This is a genomic window from Flintibacter muris (assembly GCF_943192995.1).
In the GTDB taxonomy this organism is placed as follows: Bacteria; Bacillota; Clostridia; order Oscillospirales; family Oscillospiraceae; genus Lawsonibacter; species Lawsonibacter muris.
In genome coordinates this window covers 411142-424337 of sequence record NZ_CALPCP010000001.1, presented here as the reverse complement: position 1 = coordinate 424337, position 13196 = coordinate 411142, and the positions used below count along the sequence as shown (strand labels likewise).

The following is a 13196-nucleotide window of genomic DNA, read 5'->3' as shown; positions in this document are numbered from 1 at the left end:
AGAAAGTGGCCGGCGTCGTCGATGCCCTTCAGCGTCCCCATGCTCCCCGGCTCCACCGGGTGGGGGTCGTCTTTCATTTCGCGGAGCTTGATCCGGCTGCCCACTGGAAACTGTTCCCGCAGAAAATCCAGCCATTCTTTTGGTATCCGGTCCATTTACATTCCCTCCATTTTTATATCAGTTTGCGGCCCGTTCCTCTGCGGGGGCCCGCCCTCACGCGCCTCCTGGATTCCCGGGAAGTCAGAGGAGAACATTGTATCGTGATGCTTCAAATGGAAGTCTACTGTGCCAGGCTCCAGGTATTTCTCACACAGGCGGGGAAGGTAGGCTTCAACTTCGCCCCATTCGTAGGGATAATCGACGCCCTCGCCATAGATGATATCCTTTCGCAGCTCCTCCTCCAGCGCTTCATACACGTCAGGGCCTGTGTTGTCATAGGCGTTCTGGCCGGTCATATCCTGCAGCACTCCATCTCCAACGTAGTTCAATTCCTCAAACTGACAGCCTCCATAGGCTTCCACATCTGCCAGAGAGTCCGGGTCCGCCAGTGCTGCCAGATAGACTTCCCTGCCCTGGGCGATGAGCCATCCCCTGAAGTAGGAGAAGTCATTGTAATCGCAGACGTTTTCACACATCAGCGAGGCGGCGGCCCACAGGCCGTATTGATAGGACAGCTTCTGGTATCCATACAGAATGTCGTGGAAATCCTGGGCCTGCTGCGGACCGCGGGCTTCGAGCTGCTCGTACAGCCAAGAGAAGGATGCGTCCATGTCCTGGCCGCACTTTTCTTTGGCTCCGGCGATCAGGCTCCAGAAATCGTATTTGCTCATTTCCATCCCCGGCTGCGCCGGATACCACTGTTTCTTCAGACTTCCCGCAAGGCTGTCGCACTCCGCTGCCCACTGTTCCAGCTCCTCATCATTGGCCCGCATCTCCTGGGCGTAGAGTTCCAAGCCGCTGAGGATATTCTGTCTGGTCTGTTCACTCAGCTCAGGCGCGCCGCCGGAGTCTCTGGCGGCGGATACCGCCTGATCGAATGTACTGCCGATTTGCTCCACCATCTCCCGGTATCCCTTGGGTGTGTCATCCTCAGCCAATCCCCAGAACTCAGCCATATCTGTGAGCAGTCTGCGGAATGTGGGCAGCTGTTCTTCCTGACCCTGTGCGGCAAGCCGGGCGGCGTGTTCCGTCAGGCCAGCGATGCACTGGCGCATCGTGTTTTTATATGCCTGATACTGCGGCTCCATCTGAGCGAGAAGTTCATCGACGGTATAGCCGCGGGTGTTTTCGCCCTGGGCCGGCGATGTCTGTTCTCTGTTATCCAAGCTGCATTCCTCCCATTTCAATACGTTCCGCCATATCCTCAGCCTGGATAGGCGGCGTCTCATAGAGCGTCTTTTTTCCGTAGGTAATTCTGGTGATGTCCTCCGCACAGTAATTGGTGCCGCGGCCAAACAGCCGCTCGAACTCCTGACGGTCAGCGGCGGCAATATGGCTGGTGCTGTAGGAGTTGTAGCGTCCTCTTAACGGAGTAGTTCCTATCCTGAAAGACAGTTCTTCTCCATTTTTCTGGACAGTAACGGTCACCGTCTTGGCGCCGCTGGTTTTGATGGCCTCTGATATCGCCTTGACCCGGTGGAGGGGGCTGTCAGTATTTTGTACTATCGCCTGATATTCCGCCACCAGAGCATCGTTTTTCAGAAATTGCAGGAGGAATTTCTCTTGGTTGATTTTAATATGCTGATCCGCCTCTGTTTGAATGAGGCCCTCCGGATTCTGGAGCCAGGCCATAAAAGTGGCCTCCGGCAAATTGCCCAAGGTGTAGCCACTGTGAAACTGTCCATCTGGCTCGCTGCCGCGAAAGAACCAATCAATGGCTTCCCTGTGCGCGCCATCCTCCAGGTATTCTTTCAGCTCCCGCGCCGCCTGCCAGCTGGTGACCTCTTGGACAGACAGGTTGTTCCGGTCGTTGGCGATAGTTTCCTCCACGCACTGGTTGATTCTGCCGCATATCTCATCCACCACAGAGGGGATGGTCTTGGACGCAAACGGGGCCTGTCCGTCTGTGAGAATCGTTGTAAGGCTTTCTGACAGATACAGTGTCTTTTTTCCAATATCATGTACGCCGCAGAACGTCAGACCATTTCTCCAGGAAATACTTCCGTCTGCCTCAACGGCGGTTTGGTATAGATAGTCAACCGGCTTCTTTTCGATTTTGAGGAGCATCGTGACGGCTTTCTCGCCCGTGCAGATTGTCAAAGGCGCGTTTCCCCAGTCCAGCCACCGCTGGAAATCATCACGGGAAACCGTACATTGAACAAGGTCTTTCATCAGGTGATTCCCCCCATCGTCATGCCGGTACCACCGTAGTCCTCGATCTGGCGGGGATTCTCCTCACCATACAGGCCGCAGAACATATCGTCCACGGCCTTGCGGATTTCCGGGTCATCGGTCAGGGTTTCACAGCGGAAGCCGGTGGCGGCGTGGCAGGGCAGCTCCTCACGGACGGCCTGGAGATATTTCTCCGGGTCAGTATAGTTCCACCGTTCCCCGCTGGCGAAGGTGACCCGCCCGACAGCCGGGCTTTCGTCCAGTACCTGCCGGAGACGGGCGGCAGCCTCCGCCGTCACCGGGTCATCCTTGAATTCGTCCATCCTCAGCCGGTCCTCTGACAGCCACTCCCGGCCATCCCAATGGATGGCCAGATCCACCGCGGCGATGCCGTCCTTGGTGACCCCCAGCCGCTTGTCCTCGCAGTCAAGACCGGCGTATAACTGTATGGCCTCCTCCAGCGGGAGCTGGTGGGTCACTTGCCGCTCAGGCGTGTTGATGTGTTCGATCACATACCACTCATAGCCATGGGGGAGTGTGGGCTCAGCGGCGTTTTGGATCGTCTGGCGCCCCTGTTCCGTCAGTCCCATCTGCTGAGCCTGTTTATCGAAACAACTGAGGTAGCACTGGTAGTCGCCCTCTATGGGATTGCACCGCAGGCGGTAGAGATACCGTCCCGTCTCCAGCGTGAAGCCGTAGTTCTGGCAGCAGGAGCCGCCCGCAATGGCTCCCTTACTGCCATAGCAGTACCGCCGCATGGAGGGGAGGTCTTTCAGGACTCCCTTGCGAAGATCGTTCACCACCTTGTCCAGCTCATCCCGGAACTCCTGGGTGTTCAGCTCTTCGGGGCCTCTGGGCCACCAGGTATGGTAGAAGCCCTCGCGTCCCTTGTGTCCGAAGTCGATGCGGACATGGCCGATGGCCCCCAGCTCCTCATCCTTCTCCGGCGTCTGAGCATAAAAAAGCCCCGCATCCTCGGGGGATGCGGGGCACAGCTGATGGCGGACAGGCGTTTCAGGGCAGCGGATCTTTTCCTCAGCACAGAACTCCGCCAAGCTGGGATTTGTACCGGTCATCTGGAACATATCCTTGACCAGCCGGAACTGGGAACGGGCTTTTTTCAGCGGCAGATAGGAGAGGATCGAACCGGCATGGTTTTCCTCCGCCAGATCCACCAGCGCGTGGGGTTCGTCCGGATGCCGGGCTGTACCACGCAGGTCGTAGCAGTACCAGCCCTGGGGCACGTCCTCGCGGGGGATGGGCTGGGCACTGTACAGCACCGGGGCTCCGAACAGGCGAGCGCCCAGCATTTTGTCCTTGTAAATGTTGATTTGCAATGGTTTCACTCCCTTTCGTTTTTGGTCAGCAACAATAGATACCACAACTCCCGGCGAAAGTCTACAAAAACTTTTTACATCATCGCCTGCCCAATCTCCGGTGCGGGAGGGAAAGGCTTGCTTAGGCGGCGCGCCAGACCGAACTCCGTCCGCCGGACGCCGTCCTCTGCCATGGAGTCCTCGCCCAGACGGGAAAAATCCATATACCCGTCGATGGTATCAATGACTTCATCGTCAGCCCCAGTGCGGCGGAGTACCTGTTTCCCATACTCATCCATGTCCTCCGGGACCAGTTCATAGTCGTCCCGGTCCATGGCGATGCTGACGGCTTCCGTGAAGGTACCCGGCTGTTCCACCTCCAGAACAGCGCAGAACTTCATCAGTTCCCCGTCCTCCTGCTCCATCTCCTGAAGGCACAGCGCCAGCGTATTGGCATCTTCCACAGTGATTGTATCCAGCGGGAGGAGGCCGTCCAGATACGGGGAGGAGAACTTGACGGCGGTGATGTCGGCCTGGGCGAAGTCCTCCACGTCCAGCGCCCTTTTTGCCTGCTCCAGCCGCTCGTCCGTGGCGGGAAAGCTGAGGGGAAATGTACCCTTTGCTGTGGAAAGCGTCAGGCGGAGGATGCCCTGCTCTTCCAAGACCTGCTCCATAGCGCCTGACTGAATCCCGGTGTAGCTGTCGGCCAGGAACTCTCCCTCATGGCTGTTGCAGTAGTCGATGCCGATGGAGCGATAGTCCAGGTAGGGCCGCAGAGTCTCAGGTACCTTATCCTCCAGACGGTCATGCTCCACCAGCCATCTGCCCAGCTCCTGGTGGGAGGTCACACCTGGAATGACCTCGTAGCAAGCCAGGCTGGCCGGTTTGATATGGGCGGCGATCCGAAGCACATCGTCCAGACTCTGTTGAGACTCCGGGTCCAGAGACTTGGACAGATGGTAGTGTTCCGCCGCATTCATCCCGTCTACCGTTTCCGCCAGCTGGTTCAGCTTCTGGAGCGTGGAATCGCTGTCCAGCCTGGTTTGCTGGAGATGCCAGTTGAGTGCGGGGACGGAACTGTCAGCGTTCAATACTGTGGGTGCGATATTGGGTTGGCCCGCCGCACGAATTTCATCAACTTTCCGTTTGAATTCATCCAGCCGCACCGGCAGTTTCAACTGTTCAAGTACCCTGCCGCTGGATATATTCAGCTTTAACATGATAGACCTCCCATCTGCTGGTCCGGCTCTTGCGCAGGAGGAAAGGGCTTACTCAGCCGGCGCACCAGACCGAACCCGGTTTGCCGAACGCCGTCCTCATCCATCATCTCACTGCCCAGCCGGTCAAAATCAGTGCAGCCTTCTATGGCCTCCAGAACTTCGTCGTTTGCACCCATGCGGCGCAGGGCCTGACGGCCATACTCCCGTTCGCTGTCGGAGATCAGCTCATAGTCGTCGATGTCGATGGCCATATCAAGGGCCTCGGTGAAGGTGGACGGTTCTTCCGCCTCCAGAGCGGCGCAGTATTTTATGATCTCGCCGTCTTTTTTAAGGCGCTGGAGACAGAGAGCCATCTCATTGGCGTCCTCTACAGTGATACTGTCCATAGGGATCAGCCGGTTCAAATAGGGCGCTGTATATTCGGCGCTGGCGATCACCGCTTGAGCAAAGTCCTCGATTCTCAGGGACTCCTTTGCCTGTCCCAGCTGCTTCTCGGAGGCGGGGAGGACAAGGGGATAACTCTGTTCTGAGGCTGTGAGTGTCAAAAGCATGGCTTTTGGCGTCTCCTCCTGCACTGGCGCTTCCTCACGGCGTTTGACAAGGCCATGGGGCGTGTATATCCCTCCAAGGGCATCCCGCTGCTCCGCGCCGATCTTGCTGTAATCCAGGTAAGGCCGGGCCTCATCGGGGAAGGAGAATTTTCCGGTCATGAACGCCGTGTCCACCAGAAAGCGGCCCAGATCCTCGTCTGTCTTGATTTTAGGGAATATCTCATAACGGTCCAGGCTGGTTGCGACATGAACCGCAAAGTCCAGATCACCGGTACATTCCAGTTCCAGCGCCCCGTAAAAGAGGTGTTGTTCCTCCTGGGTCATACCGTTGATTCTGGCGTCCAGGGTGTTCAGCTTCTCAAGGTCAGCCCCGCTCTCCAGATCGGCGTGCTGGACATACGGATAGAGGTTGGGGATGGGGCTGTTCACACCGCTGATGCTGATTTCCGCAGGCTCATCCTCAAAGCCTGCGATCAGGCTGAAGATCGTGCTTGCCGCTTCATCACGGGTAGTGGGGATATCGAGCGCAATACCGTAGCTCCGGCACTCCAGGTAAAGAATCATTGCGTCAGCCCTCCCATCTGGAGTCCCTGTTCCCGCTGATGCTTCTCTGCGGGGTCCTCCATCATCAGCTCCTCCAGCGGCATTGTGCCCTGGTACACCACATAGCCGCATTCGTTGAACTGCCCGCCTTCCTGCCGGAGCTGCTGTTCACCGTAGCGGCGGTAGTCGTAGAAGCCCTCCAGGTTTTCGTCGTAGTCGAAATGACCGGACTCCCGGATCATGTGCCTGCCGTATTCCTCCGGGGTTTGGAGGCCGGGGACAAAGTCAAACAGGTCCAGGTTTTCCGCCAGCTGTCGGACGGCCATCATGTCTCCTGCCTCCGCAAACAGCACTACCGCATTCAGCTTCTCCATATCCGCCTCCTTCAGCGGCTCGATAGCCTGGCACATCCGGTTCAGGGCTGGGAGATCGTCACCGCTCAGATACTCAATATCCAGCGCCTCATCCACTTTTTCCGGCAGCTCATTGCAGTCGATGCGTATCTGGGCATCGTGCGGCGAGGTGATGCCAACGCGGAGCAGTGTCCGCTCGATCTGGTGTTCCGCGGTGGGGAGGTACAGGTACTCCGGATTTTTCCCCTCTGCCAGCCCCCGCTTCGGCGTGATCTCCAACACCATAAAAAGGCTGTCGTAAGGATATACGGGGAACTGGTGTCCGTTGTAGACCGGTTCCAGCTTCATGCCGTTGTCGTAGGCCACACCGTAAGGGGTGATGACTCCTCTACCGCCGTTAATCAGCTGGAGGGCGGCTTCTTTGCCATTCACTGCCTGGTATTGGTCTATCGGCATTGCGCCGCCGTTCAGTGTCATTGTGTGGTCTTTCCCGATCTGCTCCAAATCAGAGAAATCCGTGATAACCGTTGTCTGTTGACAACAGTACGTCAGGTTAATAAAGTCCTTGATTTCGGACAGCCCCAGCTTGTGAGCCATAGCCTGGAACTGACTGACCTCGCCGGCGCAGAAGCCGTCCAGCCGTTTCGCCAGGTAGTCCAGCTGATCGATATTGACCAGCGTACCCACCAGGGTGTTCAGCACACTGTACCGGCTGTTTACTTCATCCACAGTGCAGTCCCGGTTGACGGAAAAGCCCAGGTCAATTGCCTGGAGCATCTCAATGGTCTTATCGTACTGGTCAACGGGAATGGGAAAGGGGATAGTGATCTGATCGCATTCCGGACGTCGGGGGTTGCTCAAAACCGCTTGAATCACATAACTCATACGCCGCCGCCCTCCTCAAAGCCCTCTTTCATCTCCCACTCACGCTGCCTCGGCTTGGTGGGCCGGTTGCAGGGCAGCTTCTTCTGGGGCCTCTTTCGCCGGGTATCTGTGTTGCGGGTGGGCACCGTTCTGGACGGGTCCATCATCATCCGCTCCAACCCCGCCAGGCGGGTATCGCCCATGAAATATCGTGCCATATTCTTCTGTCCTCCTGTTTTGGTATTTCCAATCCCTGAAAAGAGGACAAAACGAAAAAAGGCGCTGCCCTTTTTTCAGGGAAACGGCCTTAACTGGTACAAATATTGGGTTTTAACTTAACTGCATCCCGCCCTCTCACGGGGGGCTCTATAGCCGCGAACTCCAACTCTTTTTGGTTGGACGCCTCTGCCAGCGCCTCCAGATCCGGGACGCTGCGTTCGATTGGTCCCACGGTGGATTCCGGGCATTTCCATCGTTTATCTGTGGGGTTGTTATTCTATAAAAAATGTATAACCGCTTTGTTCAGGATCGAGTGAGTCACAAAATTCTTCCTCTTTTTGCAAGGAAATGTCAACTCGATCCTCCAAATCAGGGATAGTGCGCTCTATTTGTTCCGCCGCAGAGCTCAGATGCTCCTGCCGTTCACTGGTAATGCTGAAGTTTTCCAATGTTTCATGGATACTGCGATAGACTTCTGTAAGTTGTTCGGGAGTAAAAAGGACAACGTGGGGGATGAGGCCGGAGCGGGTAGCGAAGTCGCGCTTGGCCGCGGTGTAACTGTCCACACCGCCGGGAGGTCCGTAGAAGTTCCCCGCGTTCAGGCCAGTGCGCTCCCGCACACGTTCCCAGGTAGCAAACTGGACGCCGTACCTGGTGGGGTGGCCCGCCAGAACCACATCGTTGAAATCCGCCAGCAGCCTGTAGTCTCCCGTCAGGCCGCTGGCTGTCAGCCGGGGCGCCGTCTCCATCTGGCGCATGTACTCGGCAGTGGTTTTGGTGATAGAGATTGCTTTGTCCAGAGCGGCGCTCATGTGATCATCCGCCGTATCCTCCCGCCAGTACCTCACCGAGCCGGTATCCAGCGCGAGGCAGAGACGCTGTCCGTCCAGCTCTATTGGCAGGAGGCCCTCCTCCGTTTCCGGTTTTACGGCGAAGCCCTCGTGCTGGAGGTTCAGGGTTAGTTCTTGGAAGTATCTGTTTTTTTCTTCTGCGTTCATTTTAATCCTCCTTGCTTTCTAATATAATGGCAACTTTTTGCGCTGAAAAGTCTGGGGCCCTTTTTGATTTTGCCTGTTTTGAAAACAGGCGCTGGGAGTATTGTGTTTTCCTGGAAAAACAAAAAGCGCCGGTCTGTCAATTCCTTTAGAACTGACGGATCGACGCTCAATACAGGCGCTCAAAATCGTAGCGCCCTATTTGAAACTGTTTTGCCGCAGGTTTAAGTCCTGCCTGAGTGAATAGGAGGTGGGGAAAAATCTAAATTTTGAGGCCCTTGGATTTTCGTTATCCAAGGGCCTCTGAGGTCTTGAAATCTCTCGGTTTTTTCACCAAAAATCTTTTTTGACCTCTTTTTCTGGTCCGAGTGACTGGATTCGAACCAGCGGCCTCTTGAACCCCATTCAAGCGCGATACCAAACTTCGCCACACCCGGAAATATATGTCTCTCATGTCACACAGCTTTTATACTATACCACACCAGAGAGAAAAAAGCAAGCCCTTTTTCAAAAAAAATTTGTATTGGCAGGCGCTAATATTAGGTTACACAAGCTCAAGCGACCGAGTGTAACCTACTTTTTTATACATACGACCTCCAAATATTCGAAAAAGGACAAACGGCAAATGGCTGGTGACATTTCCGACTGGCCTGTATAAGGACAAACGGCAAAGGTTATTGTGGCGGGCAAAACAGTTTTTTGAAAAGTTTTTCAACAGTAAACGGATAAAAAGTATTTATTTTAAGACATTCACTATATAGAATACGGCAAAAGCGCGGCCAGGTTGCATACAACCTGGCCTTGTTTTTGCCGCCGTTTCACTATTACATATCGGCAGGCTTTCTCGATACTTTAGCCCAAAATGATAAAAATTTTAAACATATATTTTCTGACAATTTGTCAGCCGTGCCGCGGCCAGGTTGTATAGAACCTGGCCGCATGAAATGGAGGTGCGGCTGGAGATGGCGAGGAAACCAAAGGTTGCGGACGGGCAGGTGATTCAATACACCACGCTCAAGGTCCGGCTCTACCCCACCGAGGCCCAGGCGGAGCTGTTTGAAAAGACCTTTGGGTGCTGCCGGTACATTTGGAACCGGATGCTGGCCGACCAGCGGCGGTTTTATGAAGAAACCGGGGCCCACTTCATCCCCACCCCGGCCAAGTACAAAAATGGCGCTCCTTTTTTAAAGGAGGTTGACAATCAAGCGCTGACCCAGGAGTACAACAAGCTGGCCCAGGCGTTCCGGGTATTTTTTAAGAGTCCGGAGGTATTCCGGCATCCCAAGTTCAAGCGCAAAAAGGACGACCGGGACTCCTTCACCGCCTGCAGCCACGAATTTGAGTCCGGCCCCACCATCTACACCACTCGGGACGGCATCCGGATGACCAAGGCGGGGATTGTGAAGGCCAAGTTTTCCCGCCGGCCTCAGGCCTGGTGGAAGCTGAAACGGATCACGGTCAGCAAAACCAAAGCGGGCAAATATTACTGCTCCATTCTGTACGATTGCCCCGTCAAAAAGCCGGAGCCGGTGGTCCCGACGCCGGAAACAACGTTGGGACTGAAATACTCCATGGGCCACTTCTATGTGGCGGACAACGGCGAAATGGCCGGCCCGCCCCGGTGGCTGAAGCAGTCCCGGGAGAAGCTGGTCCGCATTCAGCAAAAGCTCAGCCGGATGGAGCCTGGCTCCAGGAACTACGAGCAAGCGGTGCAGAAATACCGCCTGCTCCACGAACACATTGCCAATCAGCGCCGGGACTTTCTCCACAAGGAGTCCAGCCGGATAGCCAACGGCTGGGACGCTGTGTGTATGAGAGACGACGATATGCGGGAGATGTCCCAAAAGGTCATGTTGGGCAACGCTCTGGAGGCCGGGTTTGGAACGTTCCGTGAACTGCTGCGGTACAAGCTGGAGCGGCAAGGCAAGTCCTTGGTTTTGCTGGACCGCTACACCCCCACTACCCGGACATGCTCAGTATGCGCCATGGTGCAGAGCGGCGTGGATTATACCGCAAGCGCATGGACGTGCCCAAAATGCGGGACGATTCATAACCGCGAGGTTAACGCCGCCAAAAATATCAAGCTGGAAGGTTTGGCGCGGCTGTGCGCCTGACTGATATTGCCGGTCGGGACGCCGGTTTGTGCCCGTAATCTGGCCGGGGGAGCGTTGAGCGAAGCTCAATCAAAATTGTGTTTCGCTCAGCGTTTTCCAGACCGGAGAGCGGGAAACGAGAGGCCGTGTGCGCACGGCCAAAGCCCTGCGGGGCGTCCAAAATATTATGACGATGAAACGAGGTCCAATATGCTCTGTATTACCATGAAAAGCGGCGAATATTTCACGATTGGCGACGACATCGTTATTCGGCTGGACCGCCTGAGCGATGAGCGTGTCCACCTTGCCATTCAAGCGCCCCGGGAGCTGCCGATTCTGCGGGGAAATGTTCTGGAGCGCGAAGGCGGAGAACGCCCCGGCTGCGTATGGGGCAAAGCATCGGTTTCAAACGGCTGACGAGCCGATTTGAAATATAGTACCGCGCCAAAAGCCAAGGAGTTAAAGGCCACGACGCTTTGGCGGCGCATAACAGACCTGTGTCACACGGTAGGGAAGCCGCGGGCACACTAATTTAGAAAGGAGCACACACATGCGTATTCAGCATAACATCATGGCGATGAACGCCTACCGCAACTACAACAACAACACCTCCGCTCTGAGCAAGAACCTGGAGAAGCTGTCTTCCGGCTACCGGATCAACCGCGCCGGCGACGACGCCGCCGGTCTGGCCATTTCCGAGAAGATGCGTGCCCAGATTACCGGCCTGGACGCCGCTCAGAAGAACGTGAAGGACGGCATCTCCCTGGTGAAGACCGCTGAGGGCGCCATGCAGGAGATTCAGGACATGCTCAACCGCATGGACTACCTGGCCACTCAGTCCGCCAACGGCACCTATCAGGACGATGTGGACCGTGAGGCCCTCCAGCAGGAGGTCGACTCCCTCCGCGAGGAAATCAACCGCATCGCCGACAGCGCCAACTTCAACGGCATCAAGCTGCTGGACGGCTCCCTGGACGCCGGCAAGGAAGCTGAGGTCGTGGCCGGGACCAAGACCGAGTGGACCGACCAGATCATGAACGCCGTGGGCAAGAAGACCAACGATTCCAAGGACGGCGTCACTCCCTCCGAGGCTACCAAGGCCAGCTTTACTGTCACATTTGGAGCAAGCGCCAATTTGGCTTCAGCTGGTATAAGCGGTTATAGCATTAACGGTAAAGGTCTGGATGATATTTTTGATATTGTCGATGAGACTGGCAAAACAATAACTACGAGTGATTTCAATGATCCGGCAAACTCTCCGGCGGCCGGCAGCTATACCTTTACCGCCAAGAACTCGGGCGAGATCGACGCTACTGACTGGGAAGGCCTCCTCAATGCTTTTGAGGGCACATCCTATGTTGACAGCGTAGAGGGCACCAACGGCACAGATGTGGGCGGCGGAGGCAGCTCCCCCGCGACCAAGGCGAAGTTCACCTTTGACTTTGATTTGACAAAGCTCAAGGGCGGCGAGAAGCTTGTAATCGGCGGTTCGACCTTTGTGTTTGACAAAACGATATCTGTCGATCAGAGCGCCGTAGATGCTAATGATGCTAATGTTTATAATATCGGCATCCTGGGCCTTGACCTGGAGAATGGCGGTACTGGTGGTAGTGCAGACTGGGAGGCTCTTGCTAATAAGATCAAAGATGCCCTGGATACCGCTACGGATAGTGCTGGCGGCGACTTTAACGTTACGATCCCGGCGGCGACGATAGTCGCTGGCGATGTCGCCGAGGGTAAGTTCACACTCAAATTAACGGCCGATACTGCGGGTGTTATAGGCAACGTGCATACCGCCGAGTTCGACGACGTGAACGATGCTGTCACCATTAAGGCCGTCTACGGTCAGGAGGCAAAGACTGGCACCGGCGTAGGCAATCCGGTCAAGGTCACCTACAACGTGAACCTGAAGAACCTGGGGGTGGGCGATACCATTGATGTCGGCGGCACAAAGCTGGAGATCATCGCCGACAAGGACGAAGATGGGAACGCCAATTCCAACGATACCGCCAACGGCAAGATCACGCTGGCGACGTGGAAGAACCAACTCGGAACTCCCGACGGTCTGCATCAGTTGCTGAAGGCCGCCGGCTACGACGAGAAGACCGGCAACGTGACCTATCAGAACGGCATCCTGTCCATCGAGAAGACCGTGGCCGACGATACCACCGCCGCCAACTGGAGCAAGGGCCTCGGCTCCCTGAAGATCGGCAAGGCAGTGACCATCTCTGAGGAAGAGGCCGCTGCCGCCTCCTCCGAGGCTGGCAAGGCCATGAACCTGCAGATCGGCGACAGCAGCGATTCCTTCAACCAGATGAAGGTTTCCATCGGCGATATGCACACCAAGGCCATGGGTACCGAGGGCGGCGCCAGCATCGCTGACATCAACATCGGCACCTCTGACGGCGCACAGTCCGCTGTCAACGTCATCAAGGACGCCATCAACTATGTGTCCTCCGTCCGCGGCCAGCTGGGCGCTTACCAGAACCGTCTGGAGCACACCCAGAACAACCTGTCCGTGATGGCCGAGAACATCCAGGACGCCGAGTCCACCATCCGCGACACCGATGTGGCCTCCGAGATGATGAGCTACGTGAAGAACAACATCCTGGTTCAGTCCGCTCAGGCCATGCTGGCCCAGGCCAACCAGGTGCCCCAGGGCGTGCTGCAGCTGCTGGGCTAATCAGCAAGGAATTTGCAAGCTATATGCA

General features: G+C 56.1%; 12 protein-coding genes and 1 tRNA gene. 3 read left to right on the top strand and 10 right to left on the bottom strand.

Annotated elements, in window-relative coordinates:
* The 10 genes from NFS22_RS02240 to NFS22_RS02195 form a co-directional block, all read right to left on the bottom strand.
* Positions 1-155, bottom strand: a 155-nt coding sequence (locus NFS22_RS02240; protein ID WP_251316144.1) for a DUF4314 domain-containing protein, incomplete at its 3' end; no start/stop codon positions are given.
* Positions 156-1325 carry a DUF4240 domain-containing protein gene (locus NFS22_RS02235; protein ID WP_251316138.1) on the bottom strand — a complete coding sequence of 390 codons (1170 nt, stop codon included), beginning with the start codon at positions 1323-1325 and terminating at the stop codon, positions 156-158.
* The gene (locus NFS22_RS02230; RefSeq protein ID WP_251316137.1) at positions 1318-2331 is read right to left on the bottom strand and encodes a hypothetical protein; all 1014 of its coding nucleotides are present in this window, start codon (positions 2329-2331) and stop codon (positions 1318-1320) included. Before NFS22_RS02230 ends, NFS22_RS02235 begins: the two co-directional genes overlap by 8 nt.
* Positions 2331-3668, bottom strand: coding sequence for an LPD28 domain-containing protein (locus NFS22_RS02225; protein ID WP_251316136.1), 1338 nt, complete (start codon positions 3666-3668; stop codon positions 2331-2333). Before NFS22_RS02225 ends, NFS22_RS02230 begins: the two co-directional genes overlap by 1 nt.
* 74 nt (positions 3669-3742) lie before the next feature.
* Positions 3743-4867: a DUF6329 domain-containing protein gene (locus tag NFS22_RS02220; RefSeq protein WP_251316135.1), complete on the bottom strand. Its 1125-nt coding sequence runs from the start codon at positions 4865-4867 to the stop codon at positions 3743-3745.
* A complete protein-coding gene (locus NFS22_RS02215) occupies positions 4861-5982 on the bottom strand; it encodes a DUF6329 domain-containing protein (RefSeq protein ID WP_251316134.1) in 1122 nt (373 codons plus the stop codon). Before NFS22_RS02215 ends, NFS22_RS02220 begins: the two co-directional genes overlap by 7 nt.
* Entirely contained in the window at positions 5979-7199 is a 1221-nt protein-coding gene (locus NFS22_RS02210) for an antirestriction protein ArdA (RefSeq protein WP_251316133.1), read from the bottom strand. Before NFS22_RS02210 ends, NFS22_RS02215 begins: the two co-directional genes overlap by 4 nt.
* Positions 7196-7396, bottom strand: coding sequence for a hypothetical protein (locus tag NFS22_RS02205; RefSeq protein WP_251316132.1), 201 nt, complete (start codon positions 7394-7396; stop codon positions 7196-7198). Before NFS22_RS02205 ends, NFS22_RS02210 begins: the two co-directional genes overlap by 4 nt.
* A 273-nt stretch (positions 7397-7669) precedes the next feature.
* The gene (locus tag NFS22_RS02200) at positions 7670-8395 is read right to left on the bottom strand and encodes a hypothetical protein (RefSeq protein WP_016315117.1); all 726 of its coding nucleotides are present in this window, start codon (positions 8393-8395) and stop codon (positions 7670-7672) included.
* A gap of 357 nt (positions 8396-8752) precedes the next feature.
* Positions 8753-8829, bottom strand: a tRNA-Pro gene (locus NFS22_RS02195).
* Between the two features lie 525 nt (positions 8830-9354).
* Here NFS22_RS02195 and NFS22_RS02190 point away from each other — a divergent pair.
* From NFS22_RS02190 to NFS22_RS02180, 3 genes are all read left to right on the top strand, one after another.
* The gene (locus NFS22_RS02190; RefSeq protein WP_251316131.1) at positions 9355-10506 is read left to right on the top strand and encodes an RNA-guided endonuclease InsQ/TnpB family protein; all 1152 of its coding nucleotides are present in this window, start codon (positions 9355-9357) and stop codon (positions 10504-10506) included.
* A 189-nt stretch (positions 10507-10695) separates the two neighbouring features.
* Positions 10696-10902: a carbon storage regulator gene (locus NFS22_RS02185; protein ID WP_251316130.1), complete on the top strand. Its 207-nt coding sequence runs from the start codon at positions 10696-10698 to the stop codon at positions 10900-10902.
* Positions 10903-11035: 133 nt separating this feature from the next.
* Positions 11036-13168: a flagellin N-terminal helical domain-containing protein gene (locus tag NFS22_RS02180; RefSeq protein WP_251316129.1), complete on the top strand. Its 2133-nt coding sequence runs from the start codon at positions 11036-11038 to the stop codon at positions 13166-13168.
* The last annotated feature ends 28 nt before the right edge of the window (positions 13169-13196 follow it).